The sequence below is a fragment of the Halanaerobium saccharolyticum genome, assembly GCF_003259895.1.
Classification (GTDB): Bacteria; Bacillota; Halanaerobiia; order Halanaerobiales; family Halanaerobiaceae; genus Halanaerobium; species Halanaerobium saccharolyticum_A.
Window position 1 is genome coordinate 1 of record NZ_QLME01000020.1, and the last position, 19238, is coordinate 19238.

The 19238-nt window shown below is 36.3% G+C and carries 14 protein-coding genes, 9 tRNA genes and 2 other annotated features; of the genes, 22 read left to right on the forward strand and 1 reads right to left on the reverse strand.

The window, feature by feature from the left end; all coding sequences use genetic code 11:
• Positions 1-152: 152 nt before the first annotated feature.
• Both C7958_RS11465 and C7958_RS11470 read left to right on the forward strand, forming a co-directional pair.
• On the forward strand, positions 153-1370 hold the full coding sequence (locus tag C7958_RS11465) for a TetM/TetW/TetO/TetS family tetracycline resistance ribosomal protection protein (protein WP_111572821.1): 1218 nt from the start codon (positions 153-155) through the stop codon (positions 1368-1370).
• Positions 1371-1413: 43 nt separating this feature from the next.
• Positions 1414-2181 (forward strand): nitroreductase family protein, encoded by a 768-nt coding sequence (locus tag C7958_RS11470; protein WP_166668534.1) that lies wholly within the window; start codon positions 1414-1416, stop codon positions 2179-2181.
• A 67-nt stretch (positions 2182-2248) separates the two neighbouring features.
• Here C7958_RS11470 and C7958_RS11475 read toward each other — a convergent pair.
• Positions 2249-2336, reverse strand: a tRNA-Leu gene (locus C7958_RS11475).
• 183 nt (positions 2337-2519) lie between these two features.
• Here C7958_RS11475 and C7958_RS11480 point away from each other — a divergent pair.
• The 20 genes from C7958_RS11480 (at position 2520) to C7958_RS11575 (ending at position 19101) form a co-directional block, all read left to right on the forward strand.
• A complete protein-coding gene (locus C7958_RS11480) occupies positions 2520-4028 on the forward strand; it encodes an LCP family glycopolymer transferase (RefSeq protein WP_243834336.1) in 1509 nt (502 codons plus the stop codon).
• Positions 4029-4213: 185 nt separating this feature from the next.
• Positions 4214-4289: transfer RNA gene (locus C7958_RS11485), tRNA-Val, on the forward strand.
• A gap of 79 nt (positions 4290-4368) precedes the next feature.
• Positions 4369-4445: transfer RNA gene (locus tag C7958_RS11490), tRNA-Asp, on the forward strand.
• 4 nt (positions 4446-4449) lie between these two features.
• Positions 4450-4525 (forward strand) — tRNA-Phe (locus C7958_RS11495).
• A 6-nt stretch (positions 4526-4531) separates the two neighbouring features.
• Positions 4532-4606 (forward strand) — tRNA-Gly (locus tag C7958_RS11500).
• Between the two features lie 15 nt (positions 4607-4621).
• A tRNA-Cys gene (locus C7958_RS11505) sits at positions 4622-4696 on the forward strand.
• Positions 4697-4914: 218 nt separating this feature from the next.
• Positions 4915-5003 (forward strand) — tRNA-Leu (locus C7958_RS11510).
• A 62-nt stretch (positions 5004-5065) separates the two neighbouring features.
• Positions 5066-5142, forward strand: a tRNA-Val gene (locus C7958_RS11515).
• Positions 5143-5156: 14 nt separating this feature from the next.
• A tRNA-Leu gene (locus tag C7958_RS11520) sits at positions 5157-5245 on the forward strand.
• A gap of 117 nt (positions 5246-5362) precedes the next feature.
• Positions 5363-5611 (forward strand) — a binding site (T-box leader).
• A 61-nt stretch (positions 5612-5672) separates the two neighbouring features.
• Positions 5673-7601: a threonine--tRNA ligase gene (thrS, locus tag C7958_RS11525; protein WP_111572823.1), complete on the forward strand. Its 1929-nt coding sequence runs from the start codon at positions 5673-5675 to the stop codon at positions 7599-7601.
• A gap of 263 nt (positions 7602-7864) precedes the next feature.
• On the forward strand, positions 7865-8419 hold the full coding sequence (infC, locus tag C7958_RS11530) for a translation initiation factor IF-3 (RefSeq protein WP_111572870.1): 555 nt from the start codon (positions 7865-7867) through the stop codon (positions 8417-8419).
• A 97-nt stretch (positions 8420-8516) separates the two neighbouring features.
• On the forward strand, positions 8517-8711 hold the full coding sequence (gene rpmI, locus C7958_RS11535; RefSeq protein WP_111572824.1) for a 50S ribosomal protein L35: 195 nt from the start codon (positions 8517-8519) through the stop codon (positions 8709-8711).
• Positions 8712-8776: 65 nt separating this feature from the next.
• Positions 8777-9136 carry a 50S ribosomal protein L20 gene (rplT, locus tag C7958_RS11540; RefSeq protein ID WP_111572825.1) on the forward strand — a complete coding sequence of 120 codons (360 nt, stop codon included), beginning with the start codon at positions 8777-8779 and terminating at the stop codon, positions 9134-9136.
• A gap of 4 nt (positions 9137-9140) precedes the next feature.
• Positions 9141-9944 carry a TrmH family RNA methyltransferase gene (locus C7958_RS11545; RefSeq protein ID WP_111572826.1) on the forward strand — a complete coding sequence of 268 codons (804 nt, stop codon included), beginning with the start codon at positions 9141-9143 and terminating at the stop codon, positions 9942-9944.
• Positions 9945-10056: 112 nt separating this feature from the next.
• Positions 10057-10277: a binding site (T-box leader), on the forward strand.
• 64 nt (positions 10278-10341) lie between these two features.
• Entirely contained in the window at positions 10342-11367 is a 1026-nt protein-coding gene (gene pheS / locus C7958_RS11550) for a phenylalanine--tRNA ligase subunit alpha (protein ID WP_111572827.1), read from the forward strand.
• 99 nt (positions 11368-11466) lie between these two features.
• A complete protein-coding gene (gene pheT / locus C7958_RS11555; RefSeq protein ID WP_243834339.1) occupies positions 11467-13908 on the forward strand; it encodes a phenylalanine--tRNA ligase subunit beta in 2442 nt (813 codons plus the stop codon).
• A 72-nt stretch (positions 13909-13980) separates the two neighbouring features.
• Positions 13981-14331, forward strand: a complete 351-nt coding sequence (locus tag C7958_RS11560) for a cell division protein ZapA (RefSeq protein ID WP_111572829.1) — start codon at positions 13981-13983, stop codon at positions 14329-14331.
• A complete protein-coding gene (locus tag C7958_RS11565) occupies positions 14332-14823 on the forward strand; it encodes a CvpA family protein (RefSeq protein WP_111572830.1) in 492 nt (163 codons plus the stop codon).
• Positions 14824-14886: 63 nt separating this feature from the next.
• Positions 14887-16623, forward strand: coding sequence for a DNA polymerase/3'-5' exonuclease PolX (gene polX, locus C7958_RS11570; protein ID WP_111572831.1), 1737 nt, complete (start codon positions 14887-14889; stop codon positions 16621-16623).
• A 102-nt stretch (positions 16624-16725) separates the two neighbouring features.
• Positions 16726-19101, forward strand: coding sequence for an endonuclease MutS2 (locus C7958_RS11575; protein ID WP_111572832.1), 2376 nt, complete (start codon positions 16726-16728; stop codon positions 19099-19101).
• The last annotated feature ends 137 nt before the right edge of the window (positions 19102-19238 follow it).

The following is a 19238-nucleotide window of genomic DNA, read 5'->3' on the forward strand; positions in this document are numbered from 1 at the left end:
TCCAAATGAAGCTTTTGAAGATCAACTAAAACAAATTCTATACAATTAAAATTATTACAGTTTGAAATTAGTTCAATTTAACATTGCAATTTAAGGATTTATATTTAAAAGAAAAAATTAATAAAAAAATATTTTTGGAAGAGATAAAGAAGATGATAATAAAGCGAAAAATTTTCATAGCCGGATCTGGTTCAGCCTTAAATGATCAGGGGGTAAAAGAATTTTTTGATCAACTGGCACTGCTGACTGATAGAGTTTGTTCGGCTCAGAATGGGCAGAAACTGCAGGCACTTTTATATAAAATTTCTCATGATCAGGATAATAACCGTGTGTCCCATATTAAAGTTGTAAATGGTAGTTTAAAAGTGAGAGAAGAGCTAGAATATGAGATAGATCAGAAATATATAACAGAAAAAATTACAGAATTAAGGATCTATAATGGACAAGATTATCATAATGTTAATCAGGTTAAAGCGGGAGAAATAGCAGGAGTTCTAGGGTTATCAAAGGTAGGAGCGGGAACTGCTTTTGGTGAATTAGATAGTTTAAAATCAGACCAGCATCAGACTGCTTTAAAATCAAAAGTAATTTATGATAAAGAAGTTAACACCCGAAGCTTGCTGAAATCTTTTAAAATTCTAGATGCAGAAGATCCTTCTCTAGAGGTGGGCTGGAATTCTAAAACAGAAGAAATTCAGATCAATGTAATAGGTACAATTCAGCTTGAAATTTTAAAAAGTTTAATTAAAGAGAGGTTTAATTTTGAGAATAGAGCCAGTACAGATGATTTAAACAGGGGACTACAGAATCTGGTTAAACAACATATTTTAGAAAGAGAACATAGAGGAATTTTAACAGGAAGTCCGCTAACAGATCTAAAGATAATTTTATTAACCGGCAAATCACATAATAAACATACAAGTGGTGGTGATTTTAAAGAAGCTACCTACAGAGCTTTAAGGCAGGGCTTAGAAAAGTCAAAAAATATACTTTTAGAACCTTTTTATGAGTTTAAGATCAAAATTAATTTGGATTATCTGGGAAGAGTTATTTCTGATATTGAAAAAGCAAAAGGAAGTTTTGAGCCACCTGATGTTAGTGGTGAACAGGCAGTAATCCGTGGCCAGGCTCCTGCTGCTACTTTTATGGATTATCCGCTTGAACTGAGAGCTTTTACCGGTGGTAAAGGAATTATAAATTTTAAATTTGGTGGTTATGATTTATGTCATAATAGTGAGCAGATCATTAAGGAAAGTAATTATAATAAGAATAAAGATGGAGAGTATTCTTCTTCCTCAATTTTTTGCAGCAGAGGAAAAGGTTATACCGTTCCCTGGGATCAGGCTGAATCAAAAATGCACTGTTTATAAATGATTAAGTTAGATTTAAAATTTTTAAGTGGAGGAATAGATAATGAATGAAACAATAAAACTGATAAATAAAAGAGCTTCTTTGCGTAAATATGCTGATAAAGAGATTAGTCAGCAAGACAAAGATACTATAATTAATAGTGCTTTAAGGGCTCCTACGGCTGGTAACATGATGCTTTACTCAATAATTGTAATTGAGGACCAGGAAAAAAAGAAGCTGCTGAGTAAAAGCTGTGATCATCAACCTTTTATTGCAAAGGCTCCGCTGGTTATGGTGTTTTTGGCAGATTATCAGCGCTGGTATGATTATTATAACTTATCTGCGGTTAAGGAATTTTGTTTAAGAGAAGATATTAATTATAGTAGTCCAAGCGAGGCTGACTTGATGTTGGCCTGCAGTGATGCCTTAATTGCTGCTCAAAATTCTGTTATTGCAGCAGAATCACTGGGGATTGGTTCCTGTTATATTGGTGATATTATGGAGAATTATGAAAAACATCAGGAAATTTTATCTCTGCCGGAATTTGTTTTTCCTATTTCGATGCTGGTAATGGGGCATTATCCAGAAAAAAGGCCTGGAATCAAATCTCGTTTTGATAAAAAGTATTTAGTTTTTGAAAATGAATATAGATCTTTGAATGAGGAAGAGTTAGACAATATGTTTGCTGAACGGAGTCAAAAATTTAACCCTGATAACTCATTTAATGCAGATAATTATGGTCAGCTAATGTATGCCAGGAAAACTGGAGCCGGATTCAGCAAAGAAATGGCCCGTTCTGTCCGAACTATGTTAAAAAAATGGCAGAAATAGAAAAACCCCCAAGAAACCTGCACTACCAGGGTAAACTTAGGGGTAAATTATCGTATTAAATTTAAAATGGTGCCGAGGGCGGGATTCGAACCCGCACGGTCTATTAGACCACTAGCCCCTCAAGCTAGCGCGTCTGCCAGTTCCGCCACCTCGGCATCACAATTATAAATTATACCATAAAAATTTACTTTGTCAATAAAAATCAGCAAATAAGTTTGGTAGATAAAAAATAAATAAAATTTAGATTTTTTAAAATAGACAAAGAAATTTCTTTCATGCAGGAATTGAGCCTATAATCACGAATATTATGAATATAAGGGAATAGGGAGGCAATAACATTGGCAGAAAAAAATACACAAGATAATCAAAAATCAAAAAAGAAACATAAATGGATAGGAGTTTTTCTGATAGCACTACTCTTATTATTTATTGGACTGGCTGGTTATTACTTAGAAAGAGATTTAGAACCAGTACCAGATAATCAGGTTGAGGAAAATGAAGTTATGGAGCCGAGTAAAGATAGTATTGATGAAGAGCCGGCTATGAATGGTGAAGAAGGCGAAACCCAGGTAACTGAAGAAACAGCTCCTACTGAAGAAAGTACAGATAGTGCTAAAAAAATAGAAACTGGAACAGAAACTGAAAAAGTTACTGAAAGTGAAGATACAGCGGCTACTTCAGATAGAGAAACCGAAAAAGATGAGGGGGATACAGAAAAGCCAGCCGAACAGACTGAAGAAAGTGATGCTCCTCCTGCAGAAGATGAAGATATAGTTGAAACTGAAACTGCGATAGAGTCTGAAAGTGATACAGCTGATGAAATAACTGATACCGGGAAAACCTCTGCTGTAGAGAGTGAAGAAGCAGTAAGAGATACTGCAGCAGAAGATGGTTCAGTGGAGACTGAAGAAAAAACAGCTAATGGTGATCAGAGTCAGAAAGCAACTCCAGAAACAGAGGATTCAATCCGATCAGATATTGAGCCGGAGAGTGAGGATGCTGTTGAAGAGGATGAGGCAGAAATAACTGCTGAGTCTGAGCCGGAAGAGGATACTGCTCAGGATAGAGAAGATCAGGTAGAAAGGGACGAGCAGTTAGAAGGAGACGCTGGAGTAGAGAGAGATGAACAGCTAGAAGACGAGACTCAGGATGATTTTGCTCGAGAATTGGAAGATCCATCTCTGCTGGATCGAATTTTATCTATTCTGGGATTATCAGAAAGCGATTTTACTCAGGATTTAAATATATTATTTGTTGGACTTGACAGTGAAGAAAGTGTAGCAATAGGTACTGTAGAAGCTGATTCAATAATGCTTGCTAAGTTAAGACCGGAGTTAAATCAACTGCAGATAGAACATATTGATGAAGATACTATCTATCAGGGTCAGTTATTAAGAAAATATCATAACGGTGATATTTCAACGGCTGTGGAAGATATTGCCGAAACTGAAATTGATTATTATGTTTATCTTAAGTACCAGGGTTTTGAGAAGGTAATAGACGAATTAGGTGGAGTACAAATATCACTTGAGGAAGAAATAGTAGTGCCTGGCCTGGGGCTTAATTTAAAAGAAGGTGATAATCTATTATCTGGAAAAGAAGCCTTAAATTTTGTTCGCTGGAGGAGTTCTGATTCCATGGATAGATTTGAGAGACAGAAATTATTAATTAATTCTGTAATCTCAAAGCTGAAATCTAATAATATATTATTTAATGTTAAAGAACTTTATAATACGATAGTTGAAAGTTATAATTCTATAGAAACAGACATCAACCCTGTACTGGCAGCGGAAATTTTTAATTATGTTAGAGAAAATGACGAATTAAAGCTAGAGTTTATTGAATAGAATAGAAAAAATAAGCTTTTGAGAAAAAATTATCTACAGTCGATTTTTTAAGTATTTAGTAGTATATTTAACATAAAATAATTTAATTACTGATAACAGTCTATATTGAATTTTGACTTAAAGTAGCTTTTTATATATACTAGTTATTGCTGATGCGGTAATTAAGCTTTTTGATTACTGCTGATGGGCGAATAGCTCAGTTGGGAGAGCACCTGCCTTACAAGCAGGGGGTCACAGGTTCGAGCCCTGTTTCGCCCACCATTTTTATTTGCAAATATAATAAAAGAAGTTTTGTTTGAAGTCTTATTCTGACTTCTTACTTTCTACTTCTTACCAACGCGGAGGTGTAGCGTAGCGGTTTAACGCGCCGGCCTGTCAAGCCGGAGATCGCGGGTTCAAATCCCGTCTCCTCCGCCATTTTGGTGGGATAGCTCAGTCGGTAGAGCAGTGGATTGAAAATCCACGTGTCGACAGTTCGATTCTGTCTCCCACCACCACTTTTTGCGGGAATAGCTCAGTGGTAGAGCATCACGTTGCCAACGTGAGGGTCGCGAGTTCAAATCTCGTTTCCCGCTCCATTTTATTTGCAGCCTGGCGGCATAGCCAAGTGGTAAGGCAGAGGACTGCAAATCCTTTATTCGACGGTTCAAATCCGTCTGCCGCCTCCAATTCATTATTACTGATATAACAGAGATCTTAGCTGTTATTCAAATCACTATTTTTTTATTTATTTGAAAAAAAGGTGCCGGATTTGGTGCCATTTTATTATTTTAAAAGCATTAAATGAAAGTTTATTAACAATTTAAATAATTTAAAATAATTATCTTGACAAATTTAAAAACCATTGATATAATACAAAATGTCGCAAGTTGAATATTACATATTTGCCGGGGTGGCGGAATTGGCAGACGCATCGGACTTAAAATCCGGTGGGAATTTATTCCCGTGTCGGTTCGAGCCCGACCCCCGGCACCACTTTTTTGCTTGCACATTTTTCATTTTAAGGGTGAGTTTAAAGTGCTAACTTAATATTTTAAGTTGGTATAGCTCAGTTGGTCAGAGCGCTACGTTGACATCGTAGAGGCCAGTGGTTCGAATCCACTTACCAACACCATTTTAATAATATTTGCCGGGGTGGCGGAATTGGCAGACGCATCGGACTTAAAATCCGGTGGGAATTTATTCCCGTGTCGGTTCGAGCCCGACCCCCGGCACCACTTTTTCCACAATTTTGTGGAATTTTCTGTTTTAAATAGTAGATTATAAAAAATAGAAAATATTTTTTGATTTGACTTTTTAAGTTTTTAGGAATATAATAATAAAAAATAAAGAAAATAAATGCCCTGATAGGGAAGAGTAAATTTATTTGTGAGTAAAAAGAGAATTGTGCCGGCGGCTGAAAGCACATAACTTATCATTAAATTGAAAACCACCCTGGAGCAGGTAGAAGGAATTAAGTATTTCTATCCGGTTAAGCCGTTATCTTATTAAGGGAATAATGATTTTAACTATTCTATTATTAATCTAGAATAGAGATAATTATTATTAACTAGAGTGGAACCGCGCAATCCGTCGTCTCTATAATGAGATGAGGGATTTTTTTAATTTTATAAAAGATTATCAGACCTATAAGGAGGATGTTAAATGGAAAAAGTTAAAGTAACACTGCCCGATGGTTCGGTTAAGGAATATGATGTTGGAACAACAGTAGAAGAAGTTGCTTATTCTATTGGCAGTGGTTTAGGGAGAGATGCCATAGCTGGTGTTGTTAATGGTAAAGAAGTGGATGCTTATTATCCAATTGAAGAGGATGTTGAACTTTCTATTATTACTATTGATAGTGATGAGGCCCTGGATATCATTCGTCACACTACTTCACATGTGATGGCCCAGGCGGTAAAAAGACTTTATGAAAATGTACAGGTTGCAATTGGACCTACAATAGAAGAGGGTTTTTATTATGATTTTAATTTAGAAGAAAATTTTAATGAAGATTCTTTGCTAGAAATTGAAACTGAGATGGAAAAAATTATCGAGGAAGATATAGAAATACAAAGGAAAGAACTTCCACGTCAAGAAGCAATTGAATTAATGGAAAAGAGAAATGAAAAATATAAGCTAGAATTAATTGAGGAACTGGATGATCAGATGATCAGCCTCTATTTTCAGGGAGATTATGTAGATCTCTGTCGGGGTCCCCACCTTCCTTCTACTGGTTATGTAAAGGCTTTTAAACTGCTTAATGTAGCTGGAGCCTACTGGCGCGGTGATGAGGATAATGAAATGCTGCAGCGGATTTATGGTACTGCTTTTGCCAGCGAAAAAGATTTAGAGAAATATCTGCACAGAGTAGAAGAAGCTAAAAAACGTGATCACAGAAAACTCGGTAAGGAACTTGATCTTTTCAGCATGCAGGATGAAGGAAGAGGTTTTCCTTTTTTCCATCCCAAAGGGATGGCTCTCAGAAACGAATTAATTGATTTTTGGAAAGAAGAGCACCGCAAGGCTGGATATGAAGAAATTAAAACTCCTATTATTTTGGATGAGTCCCTCTGGCATCAATCAGGACACTGGGACCACTATCAGGATAATATGTATTTTACTGAAATTGATGGAGAAACTCATGCTGTTAAACCAATGAATTGTCCAGGTGGAATTTTAGTTTACAAAGATTCGATGCACAGTTATCGTGAGCTTCCAATTAGAATGGCTGAACTGGGTCTCGTACATCGTCATGAAATGTCAGGAGCTCTCCACGGATTAATGAGGGTTAGAAGCTTTACTCAGGATGATGCTCATATTTACTGTCTTCCGACTCAAATTGAAGAAGAATTAAGCGGAGTTATTAAGCTAGTTGATAAAATCTACAGTGCCTTTGGTTTTAACTATAATGTTGAGTTAAGTACTAAACCCGATAAAGCAATGGGAGATGAAGCACTCTGGGATAAGGCAACTGACGCTCTGCGTAATGCTATAGAAAAAAATGGACTGGATTATGAAGTCAACGAAGGTGATGGGGCTTTTTATGGTCCTAAAATTGACTTTCATTTAGAAGACAGTCTCGGTAGAACCTGGCAGTGTGGAACAATCCAGCTTGACTTCCAGATGCCGGAGCGCTTTGATTTAAGTTATATCGGACAGGATGGAGATGAACACCGACCGGTAATGATTCACCGTGCAATTTATGGTAGTATTGAACGTTTTATTGGAATTTTAATTGAACACTTTGCAGGTGCTTTTCCAACCTGGATGGCCCCGGTACAGGTAGAAGTTATTCCTGTTTCTGATGATCAGATCGATTATGCACTTAAAGTTAAAGAAGATCTAAAAGAAGAAAATATTAGAGTGAAGGTTGACAGCCGTTCAGAGCAGGTAGGTTATAAAATACGAGATGCTCAGGTTAAACAGGTACCATATATGTTAATTGTTGGTGGACGTGAAGAAGAAAATGGAACTGTGTCTGTAAGGGATAGACGTGCAGGTGACTTAGGAACAAGTGATTTAGATGAATTTAAAACTAATATTTTAGCAGAAATTGAAGCAAAAGAAATTAATACAGAAGATGTCGAATAGATTTTTGTTAATTAACTTTTCTCCAGCTTATTCTGGAGGAAAGTTTTGAAATGTTTCTTGACACAGTCAGTACCCTATGCTATAATAATTAAGGAAAACAAAGTAGAAGCACCTGTTTCTCACCAGTCCTAAACTGGTTAATATCAGTTTCTCGTTTAGAATTTTAATTTCTGCGGGAGAAGTAGACTTATCTTGAGGGATAGTCTATCTTTAGCTGATCATTGTATTTAACGGGTGGTTTCTACCACTCGTTTTTTTGTTATATTGGTTGTTTTATATCACTCAGGAGGTGCATAAATATCGTTAATGATTTAAGAGTTAATGATCGCATTAGAGCAAGAGAGGTTCGTCTGATCGATCAAGAAGGAGAGCAAATTGGTATCAAGTCGCTGGATGATGCATTGGATAGAGCCGCAGAACAGGGTTTGGACTTAGTAGAAGTTGCTCCACAGGCTAATCCACCTGTATGCAGAATTATGGATTATGGTAAGTACAAGTATGAGCAGGCTAAAAAAGAAAAAGAAGCCAAAAAGAACCAGAATGTAATGAATGTTAAAGAGGTTCAGATGGGTGTTAAAATTGAAGACCATGATTTTAATGTTAAATTAAAGCAGGCTCGTAGATTCCTCAATGATAAGGATAAAGTTAAGGTAAGAATTCGCTTTAGAGGAAGAGAAATGATGCATAAAGAATTAGGATATGATCTGATGGATCGCCTAATTGAACAGACTAAAGATATTGGTAAGGTAGAAAGCAAACCCAAAATGGAAGGTAGAAATATGATGATGTTTCTAACTCCCGAAAGTGATAAACAGTAGTCAATTAAACAACTTAGAATTCACTTTAATAACTGGTTTTAATACGGAGTTATTTTAGAATGAATTTTTGATTATTACAGTATTAGGAGGTTAAATCATGCCAAAGCAGAAAACACATAAAGGAATTGCTAAAAGAGTTAAGACTACCGCTAACGGTAAGCTTAAGCATCACAAAGGATTTCACAGTCATATTTTAACTAAGAAATCTGGAAATAGAAAAAGACAATTACGTAAAGCTAAATTATTAAGCAAAAGTTATCAGAAGAAATATAAGAAATTATTACATGGATAAACAGCAATAATAAAATAAGATAAAAAATAATATATGTTAAAATTTTGGAAGGAGTGTCATTTAAGATGCCACGTGTAAAAAGAGGAAATAAGGCGCGCAAGCGTAGAAAAAAAGTTCTAAAGATGGCTAAGGGATATTTTGGTTCCCGCAGTAAGTTATATCGTCCTGCAAATCAGGCGGTAATGAAGTCTTTACATTATGCTTATAGAGATAGAAGAAATAAAAAGAGAGAATTTAGAAAGCTCTGGATTACAAGAATTAATGCTGCAGCTAGAAATGAAGGTCTTTCTTACAGCCGTTTCATTAATGGTTTGAGACAGGCTGATGTAGAAATTGATCGTAAAATGTTAGCTGACTTAGCAGTTAATGATTCTGATGGATTTGCTGATTTAGTAGATCTGGCAAAAGAAAAATTAGGAAACTAATTAAATGAATATAATCAGCAGTTCTCAAAATGATAAAGTTAAACATCTAAATAAGCTTTACCGCAGCAGAAATAGACGTCAGGAAGGTGTCTTTATTCTGGAGGGGAAAAGGCTTATTGAGGCTGCATTGGCAGGAGGAGCGGATTTTAAACAGGTCTTTCTCACTCCTGCTTTTTTTAAATCAGCTGCAAATGATAATTTACTGGCTGCTTTAAAATTAAAGGCAGAATTTATCTATATTGAAGAAGAACTTTTAAAAGAAACTGCTTCTACAGTTAATCCACAGGGAATCCTGGCGGTAGTAAATGAATCTGTTTTTAAAGGTGATGATTTTTATCAGCAGACCGAAAAAATATTACTTTTAGATAGGATTCAGGATCCCGGGAATATGGGAACTATGATCAGAACTGCTGTTGCAGCAGGTTTTGATGGTATTATTGCTCTCAAGGGTTCAGTAGATATTTATAATCAAAAAGTTATTAGAGCCACCATGGGTGGGATTTTTTCGATAGCGATCAGACAAAAGTTGAGTCAAAAAGATTTTCTGGAAGAAATTAAAAATGAGGCAGCAGAATACGAACTGCTGGCAGCAGATATAGAGGCTGAAGAATATCATTTTGAGCATCAGTATCAGGATAAATTGATTTTAATGATTGGAAATGAGGCAAATGGTCTGGATCAGCAATTATTAGAATCTGCTACTGCAAAAATAAAAATTCCGCTGGCTGGAGAAATTGAATCTTTAAATGCGGCAGTTGCAGTATCGGTAATTTCTTTTGAAATACTTTCTCAGCAGTTAAAAAGATAATGATTTAAGCTGATACTGCTGCTATTTTAATTTAAATTTGAAACAGAAATTTTTAACTTTTATTCTTGTGAGAATATTTTTTCTATGGTATAATCAAAAAAGAATAGTATATTTAATGGCTGAGAAGGAGAGAGTAACTAGAGATGATACTGGTAGAGATTAACTGCAGCAGCTGAAAGCAGTTAAATTATCAAATTTAGCGAAGTTCACTCTGGAGCTGAGGACTGAATTAAGTAGGTTTTTCCGGAAGCTAATGGCTTTCGTTAACAAAAGAAAGTGATTCCACATTTAGGTGGGATAATCAGGGTGGTAACACGGTATCTCGTCCCTTCAGGGCGGGATTTTTTTATTTTTAGAATAAAAAATTTAACATATATATAACATGGAGGTGTTAGTTTTGGATCTACTAGATGATCTAAAAAAGATTGAAAATGAAGCAGAAGAAGAATTAAAAGAAGTTGAAAGTCTTGACCAATTAGAAGAACTGAGAATAAAGTATTTAGGTAAAAAAGGGGCTGTCCAGTCTGTTTTCTCCAAAATGGGAAAAATTGAGGCGGAACAGCGGCCTATTGTAGGAAAAGAAGCAAATATATTAAAAAATAAAATTCAGAACTGGCTGGGGGAACATAAAGAAAGATTGGAAAAGCAAGCGGCTCAAAAACGTTTTGAAGCAGAAAAAATTGATGTTACTCTTCCTGGCGGCCGGGTAGAAGCGGGACGTTCTCACCCCTTATCTTTAGTAACTAAAGAATTAGAAGATATTTTTATTGGTCTGGGTTTTGAAATTGCCGAGGGACCTGAAGTAGAGAGTGAATATTACAACTTTGAAGCTCTAAATATTCCAGCACACCATCCGGCCCGTGATCTGCAGGATACTTTATATATTGATGATCACTATTTACTGCGAACTCATACATCACCGGTCCAGGTAAGAACTATGGAAGCACAGGAGCCTCCGGTTAGAATAATTGCTCCAGGCAGAGTTTATCGTTCTGACGAACTGGATGCATCTCATTCTCCTATTTTCCATCAGACAGAGGGTTTAGTTATTGACAAAGATATTTCTTTTAGTGATTTAAAAGGAACAATTGAGTTAATTGTAGAAGCTTTATTTGGAAAAGATAGAGATGTGAGATTTCGTCCCAGTTATTTTCCTTTTACAGAACCGAGTGCTGAGGTAGATGTTTCCTGTATTGTCTGCGGCGGAGAAGGATGTCCTTTGTGTTCCAGGACTGGCTGGCTGGAGATTATGGGGTCAGGAATGGTTCATCCAAATGTGCTGGAAATGTCAGGTTATGATAAGGATATTTATAGTGGTTTTGCCTTTGGAGTAGGTCTGGACCGTCTGGCTTTATTAAAATATGGAATTGATGATATTAGAGTGCTTTATGAAAATGATAAGCGGTTTTTACATCAGTTTTAAATTAAATTATAAAATTAATTATAAATTGTGAATAACATTTTAATTATTTAAGGGATTTATGCAGCTTTGAACACGCTGTTAATTTTAAAATTAGAAAGGATGATAATTTTGCAGATATCATATAACTGGTTAAAGAAATATATTGATATAAATTTTACTCCTGACGATCTTTCGGAAAAGCTGACTATGGCTGGTCTGGAAGTTGAGGGAGTTGAGTACTTAGGAGAAGGTTTAGATGATATAATTATTGCCAGGATTGAAGAGATTAAAGAACATCCTGATGCAGATAAACTTGTGATCTGTCTGGTTAAAACTGGATCAGATAAAGAACTAATTCCTGTTGTTACAGGAGCTCCCAATGTTGAAGTAGGACAGATGGTTCCATTTGCGAAAGTAGGATCAACTCTTCCTGGTGGAATGAAGATTGAAGAAGTTAAATTAAGAGGCGAACTTTCTCAGGGAATGATCTGTTCTAAAGACGAGCTTGGGCTGCAGGAAGAAAGAGCTGAAGGAATTATGGTCCTGGATGATGATGCTCCTCTGGGCGGCAGTTTTCTTAAGTATAAGCGACTGGATGATTATGTATTTAAGCTTGATTTAACACCTAACTATGCCCGCTGTCTGGGAATGATTGGTGTAGCTCGTGAGATCAAGTCTTTATATGCTCAGGAGAAGACTTTAAACACTCCTCCAATCTCATTCGAGGAGGCTGAAGAATTAGGAAATATTAATGATTATGCGCAAGTAGAAATAGAGGACCCGGATTTATGTCCCCGTTATACTGCCCGTCTGGTTAAAAATGTTAAAATCAAAGAATCGCCGGAATGGATCCAGCGCCGACTTAAAGCAGCCGGGATCAGACCGATCAATAATGTAGTTGATATTTCGAACTTTGTTTTAATGGAATATAATCAGCCACTTCATACTTTTGATTTTAATAAAATTAAAGATGGTAAAATTATTGTCCGCCGGGCTGATGCAGAAGAAAAAATGTTGACCCTGGATGAGGAAGAAAGAGTATTGGATGATGAAATGCTTGTTATTTCTGATCCAGAAAAAGCAGTTGCTGTTGGTGGAGTTATGGGGGGAGCCAATACTGAGGTAACTGAGGAAACTACCGATGTCTTAATTGAATCTGCCTATTTTAATCCGGTTAGCATTCGCAAAACTGCCAAGAAATTGGGAATGCATTCAGATTCTTCCCACCGTTTCGAAAGAGGTGTGGATATAGAAAAGGTGATAGAAGCCAACAACCGGGCCTGTCAGATGCTTGCTAAATGTGATGGAGCCAGAGTGGTTCCTGGCGTAATTGATAATTATCCTTTAAAATATGAACCAGCTGTGATTACTCTAGCTGCTAAAAGAGTTAATGAGCTATTAGGAATTAATTTAGAAGCTGCTGAAGTTAAAGAAAGTCTTGAGCGTTTGGGTTTTGAGGTTGAGCCAACTGCTAATGCTGATGAGTTTGAGGTTACTGTTCCCTCCTATAGAACTGATGTGGAGCAGGGAGCTGATTTAGTTGAGGAAATCGCCCGGGTTTATGGCTATAATAGAATTCCTTCTACCAGACCGACTTCTAAACAGAGAGGTAAAAGGTCTTCCAAACAAAAATTTGAAGCGAGAGTTAAAAAATTGCTGCAGGCAGGTGGGCTGGATGAAGTAATTACCTATAGTCTACAGGATAAAAAAAGTTATCAGGACTTAAATTTAACTCAATTTGAAGACTATGCAAAATTTGTAAGCATCAAAAATCCGCTGAGTGAGGCCTTTGGAATTTTAAGAACTACTTTGCTGCCGGGAATAATTGATGTTCTCTCTTCTAATGCCCGCCGTCAGGGTTCAGAAATGGCTGTCTTTGAAACCGGAACAGTATTTAGAAACAGAGGGGGCAGTAATCGTCCTGAAGAGCTAAATAAACTCGGAGGAGGAATCTTTGGACAGAGTAATAACCTCTGGCAGCAGGGAGCTCCTAACTTCTTTGCCTTAAAAGGGGTGCTGGAAATGTTATTTGATAGAGTCCAGCTGGAAAAGTACAGCTTCATTGCTGATAATGACAATCGAGATTTTCTGCATCCAGGCCGCAGAGCTGAGATTAAGTATGATCAAACTCAGACTTTTGGCTTTATTGGAGAAATCCACCCAGAACTTGCAGATCAGAATAATTTACCTGCCGGAACAACTGTTTTTGAGTTGGATCTGGATTTTCTGTTTGAAATCACTGCAGAAAAATCTTATCAATATCATAAATTAGTTAAATATCCTGTGCTGGCAAGAGATCTGGCAATTGTAATGGCAGAGGATGTTGCAGTTGGTGATATCCATCAGGCAATCAGAGAAAAAGGTGGTTCAATGCTTAAAGGTCTGGAGCTTTTTGATATATATCAAGGAGATCAGATTGAGGCTGGTTATCAGAGTGCTGCTTTTGAATTAAAATTCCAGGCAGAGGATAGAACTTTAACCGATCAGGAGGTTAATGAGCGTTTTAATCAGATAGTAAATCATCTCAAAGAAGAATATTCCGCAGAAATTAGAGGAAATTAAATTTTCAGGCAGGAATTTCGACTTTTGTAATGAATATAATAAAGTAGACTACTATAGTTGGAGATGTTGCTAATGATAGAGGAAAAAAATCAAGATAAGAAAAAATTCAAATTAAATATTTTGGGTGATCAATTTACTGTGACTGGAGATTTCAGTGAGGATTATATAAATAAACTTGCTGATCATGTGGAAAAAACAGGTCAAGAGATAAAAAATGCTTATCCTAAATTGCCCTTTAGACGTTTATCACATTTGACAATGATTAATCTGGCTGATGAATATTTTAAACTGCGCAGTCAGTGTGTTGATTTAAGTAAAGAAAAAGAGAGACTTAAAGAGGCAAATCAAAGCTTACATCAGGAGTTAAAAAAACTGCGTCAGGAGAATGAGGAATTAAATACTCTACTCGAGGAGGTAGATTAATTGGATATCATAAATTTCCTCGATGTTATAATTTTAGTAATTATACTCTTTTTTGCCTTTAATGGGTTTAGAAGAGGATTTATAGATCAGACAAGTACAATATTGGGACTGCTGGCTGCATTATTTGTAGCAGTCAGGCAGTATCAGTATTTTACCCAGTTTTTAGAGCCTTATCTGGATTTATCTATTTCCCTACTGCAGTTTATTTCTTTTGCAGTAATCTTTATTGTAGTAAATATTGTGATCCATGTTTTAGGAATTACACTTAAAAAAATTGTGGATTCTATTTTTCTACAGCCAGTAGATCGTGCCTTAGGGTTTTTGTTAGGCTTAGTAAAAGGTGGAATTATCATTTATTTGCTAGTTTTAATTCTGGCCCAAATTCCCTATCAAAAAATAAATGATGTTTTAAATAATTCTTTTCTGGCAAGCAGAATTATCGAAGCATCACCATTAATCCAATCAAAGATTGAAGAAATTTTTCGGCCATGAGATATTCATGGCCTTTTGGCGTCTTAAATGAAATTAAAGATCTTAATAGAAAGAGGTGTTACAATGCAGGAAATGAGCAATAAAGAAATTGCTAAAATCCTAACAGAGTTTGCTGATTTACTGGCAATTAAAGGTGAGAATGATTTTAAAATAAGAGCTTATACAAATGCTGCCCGTAAAATTGAATCCTATCCTGATGATATTTTTGAGCTGGCAGAAAAAGATAAACTTAAAGAAATAAACGGAATTGGCAGTGGTATTGCTGAGTCAATTACAGAACTGCTGCAGGATGGAATAATAGAGGAAATGGAAGCAATCAAAGCTGAACTTCCACCTGGTGTTATCGAGATGACCGATATTCAGGGTCTGGGACCAAAAACTGCTCATCGTTTTTATTATGAATTGGAGATTGAAGATTTAATTTCACTGGAGAAAGCTCTTAAAGAGGGCAAAGTTCAGGAACTTAAAGGTTTTGGTAAAAAGTCGGAAGAAAAATTATTAAAGGCTTTAAAGAATCATGAAAAATATGTAGATAAAATAAATCTGGCTAAGGCTTTAAAAACAGCTGGAGAGATAATAGAAACAATTAAAACTGAACTTGAGCCCGATCTTTTTGAGGAAATTGAAATCTGCGGCAGCAGCAGAAGAGCAAAAGAACTGACGGGGGACCTTGATATTTTGATAGCTACAGCAAAACCAGAAGAACTTTCTCAAAAGCTAAAAAATTTAAATTTTACTGCTGAAGTTATTGGTGCAGGAGAGACTAAAGTCAGTATTAGAACTGAGCAGGGAGTTCAGACAGATTTTCGTCTGGTAAGTAAGGAAGAATTCCCCTCTGCTCTTCATTATTTTACCGGTTCTAAGGCCCACAATGTCAGGATGAGGCAGCTGGCCAAAGAGCATAATTTAAAATTAAGTGAATATGGACTTTTTCGAGATGATGACAGCAAAGAAAAAATTGAATCTGAGGCAGATATATTTAAGATTCTGGGGCTGGATTATATTATTCCTGAACTAAGAGAGGATCAGGGAGAGATAGAAGCTGCTCAGAAAGGAGAACTGCCGGATAGTATTGAATTAGAAGATATAAAAGGTGATCTACATCTTCATTCTCGTTATAGTGATGGTGCTTTTTCAATCAGGGAGATGGCAGAGGCGGCTAAAGAACGAGGTTATAAATATATTGCCGTAACTGATCATTCTCAGTCTTTAACAGTAGCCAGTGGGATGTCAACAGAAGAGTTAAAAAAACAGCTCCAGGAAATTGATGAGCTAAATCAGGATTTTGAAGATTTCCGGATTTTTAAAGGTGTAGAGGTTGATATTCTTAAAAATGGTGATTTAGATTTTGAAGATAAGTTATTACAAGAATTGGATTTTGTTATTGCATCTGTACACAGTTATTTTAATCTGGAAGAAGCGGAAATGACAGAGCGAATTATCAGGGCAGTTAAAAATCCTTATGTTAAACTAATAGGACATCCCAGAGGTAGGATGCTTGAGGGAAGAGAGGCCTATGCAGTTGACTTAGAAAAAGTCATTAAAGCTGCTGCAGAGAATAATACCGTTCTGGAAATCAATGCTTCTCCTCAACGGCTGGATCTGGATGCAGAATGGGCACGGAAAGTTAAAAAAGCTGGTGCTAAAATTTCGATTAATACTGATGCTCATCATTACAAAGAGTACAGTGATATGGAACTGGGAGTTGCGACTGCCCGCCGTGGCTGGCTGGAAAAAGGAGACGTAATTAATACTTTTACTGTAAATGAACTGAATGAGTTTTTTAAATTAAAAAAGTAATAACAGGTTAGATTGATTTAGAAAATTGATTAATTTTAAGAAAGTGTTTTGTTTAATCTGTAATAAAAAGCGTAATAAAATTAAATTCCGGAGGTATTTAAGTTGAGAGAACACAGTCTGGAAGTATTGGAATATAAAAAAATAATAAAAATGACTGCCGAGAGAGCGGCAACTAAAATAGGGAAAGAAATTGTAAATAATTTAGAACCTGTAAGTAACAGCGATTATATTAAGCAAAGGCTGTCAGAAGTTACTGCCTTAAAATCAATGATGGACGAGTTTTCTACTCCACCTTTTGGTGGGGTGAGGGATATCAGAGATGATTTGAAAAAAGCAGCTAAAGGATCAGTACTCTCTACAGATGCTATCAGCAGAGTCAGGAGCACCCTCAGAGGGGTTTCAGAGCTAAAGCGTTATCTGGACGATATAGAGTCTAATTTGGATCCCCGGATAGTTGAAAGGGAATATCAAATAATTTATGATCTATGTGCGGATTTACAGAGCAGACCGGCTCTGGCCCGGGAGATTGATCGCTGTATTAATGAATATGGTGAGGTTGCAGATGATGCAAGTGCGAAATTAAAGTCTCTACGTTCAAAAATGGATTCTATAGAAAATTCTATTCGCGATAAACTGGACTCAATTATAAAAAGTAAACACTATGAGGATATGCTGCAGGAAAATATTGTAACAAGAAGAGAAAATCGTTATGTGGTGCCCGTGAAACAGGAACAGCGCAACAATTTTGATGGGATTGTGCACGGACAGTCTGCCAGTGGTTTAACTCTCTTTATGGAGCCAATGTCAGTAGTTAGATTAAACAATGAACTGCGAGAGGTTAGAGCTAAAGAGAGCGCAGAAATCCAGCGTATCTTACAGATGCTCAGTTCAAAAATAGCTCAGTCTGAAGACATAATCAAAAAAGATTTAATGATTATCAGCAGGCTGGATAGTATTGCAGCTGCTGCTAAATTCAGTCTTGATTTTGAATGTAATGCACCTGAAATTAACGACCAGGGTCTGATAGAACTAAAGCAGGCTCGCCATCCCCTGTTAAAAGAAGATCCGGTACCAATTGATCTTAAACTGGGAGATGATATCTCAACTCTGGTAATTACAGGACCGAACACTGGAGGTAAGACTGTCTCCCTTAAAACCGTTGGTTTATTAACTCTGATGACTCAGAGTGGTCTGCACATCCCCGCTGCAGCTAATTCTACGGTATCAGTGTTCAAAAAGATATTTGCCGATATTGGGGATGAACAGAGTATTGAACAGAGTTTGAGTACTTTTTCTTCTCACATGACCAGGATTAGAGAGTTTCTGGCAGAATCAGATAATTCTACTCTGGTTTTAATGGATGAACTTGGAGTTGGTACAGATCCGGAAGAAGGTGCTGCTTTAGGAATTTCAATTTTAGAAAAACTGCAGCAGAAAAATGCAGTTACAATTGCTACTACTCATTATAGTCAGTTAAAAAGTTATGCTTATACTACTGATGAGGTAGAAAATGCTTCAGTTGAATTTGATATTGAAACTTTAAAGCCCACCTATAAATTAATAATGGGGGTTCCAGGTGGTTCTAATGCCTTTGAAATTGCTCTCAAACTGGGAATTCCGAGAGAAATAATTGATCGAGCCAGAACTCTTTTAAGTGATGAAGAAATTAAAGTTGAAGATATTATCAATGAGTTAAATCAGGAAAGAAATCGTTATCAAAAACTGCGGCAGGAAATGGAAGAATTCCGCAACCGTGAAAAAGAGTTAAAAGAAAAATATGAGAGAATGATTGAGGAACAGCGGCAGAAACACGAAGAAGAGATGAAGGCTGCTCGTGAGGAAGCAGAAGAAATTGTGGAGAAAACTAAAAAAGAAGCCCGTAGAATTATCTCTAACTTAAAAGAAAAAGATTTTACTAAGCGTTCGGAAGTTGATCGAGCTCAGACTTCTGCTAATCAAAATTTAAAAGAATTAAGTCAGATTTTAGAAACAGAAAATGAAAAAGAGAAAGAAAAAGTTTCGGCAGCTGACTTTAAGGTTGGAGATCAGGTAAGAGTGCGCAGTATTGGTCGCAAAGGTGAGATTACTTCTATTGATCGAGATAAAAAGGAAGCTCAGATTCAGGCTGGAATTATGCAGGTTACTGCTTCCTTAACTGATCTTGTCAAGGTTGACATTCCGGAGGAGAATGAAGAAAAACAGCTTAAAAATTACAGAGTCCAGAAATCACAGCATGTTTCTCCAAAACTTGATCTCCGGGGAGAAAGATATGATGCAGCTCAACATAAGGTTGATAAATATTTAGATGATGCTTTTCTAGCTGGCTTAAATGAAGTAGAAATTGTTCATGGTAAAGGAACGGGAGCTCTGCGTCAGGCTGTGGAAGAAGTTTTAGAAAAGAATTCTCATGTTAAAGATTACCGACTTGGTAGACAAAAAGAAGGTGGAATGGGAGTTACAATAGTAAAGGTTCAGTAAAAAATGAGTTTGATTTAAAATAGACAGCAGATTAATCAAAATATTTGAGATATAAAAAGGGATTTCTCCACTTTTAAATGGAGAAATCCCTTTTTAATATATATTTAATTTAATATTATTATTTTAAGAGTATAACT

Excerpts from the sequence above, each read along its gene's own strand:
- C7958_RS11465 (WP_111572821.1), top strand. The coding sequence starts at position 153 with ATGATAATAAAGCGAAAAATTTTCATAGCCGGATCTGGTTCAGCCTTA.
- C7958_RS11470 (WP_166668534.1), top strand. The coding sequence starts at position 1,414 with ATGAATGAAACAATAAAACTGATAAATAAAAGAGCTTCTTTGCGTAAA.
- thrS (WP_111572823.1), top strand. The coding sequence starts at position 5,673 with ATGGAAAAAGTTAAAGTAACACTGCCCGATGGTTCGGTTAAGGAATAT.
- rpmI (WP_111572824.1), top strand. The coding sequence starts at position 8,517 with ATGCCAAAGCAGAAAACACATAAAGGAATTGCTAAAAGAGTTAAGACT.
- rplT (WP_111572825.1), top strand. The coding sequence starts at position 8,777 with ATGCCACGTGTAAAAAGAGGAAATAAGGCGCGCAAGCGTAGAAAAAAA.
- C7958_RS11545 (WP_111572826.1), top strand. The coding sequence starts at position 9,141 with ATGAATATAATCAGCAGTTCTCAAAATGATAAAGTTAAACATCTAAAT.
- pheT (WP_243834339.1), top strand. The coding sequence starts at position 11,467 with ATGATAATTTTGCAGATATCATATAACTGGTTAAAGAAATATATTGAT.
- C7958_RS11560 (WP_111572829.1), top strand. The coding sequence starts at position 13,981 with ATGATAGAGGAAAAAAATCAAGATAAGAAAAAATTCAAATTAAATATT.
- polX (WP_111572831.1), top strand. The coding sequence starts at position 14,887 with ATGCAGGAAATGAGCAATAAAGAAATTGCTAAAATCCTAACAGAGTTT.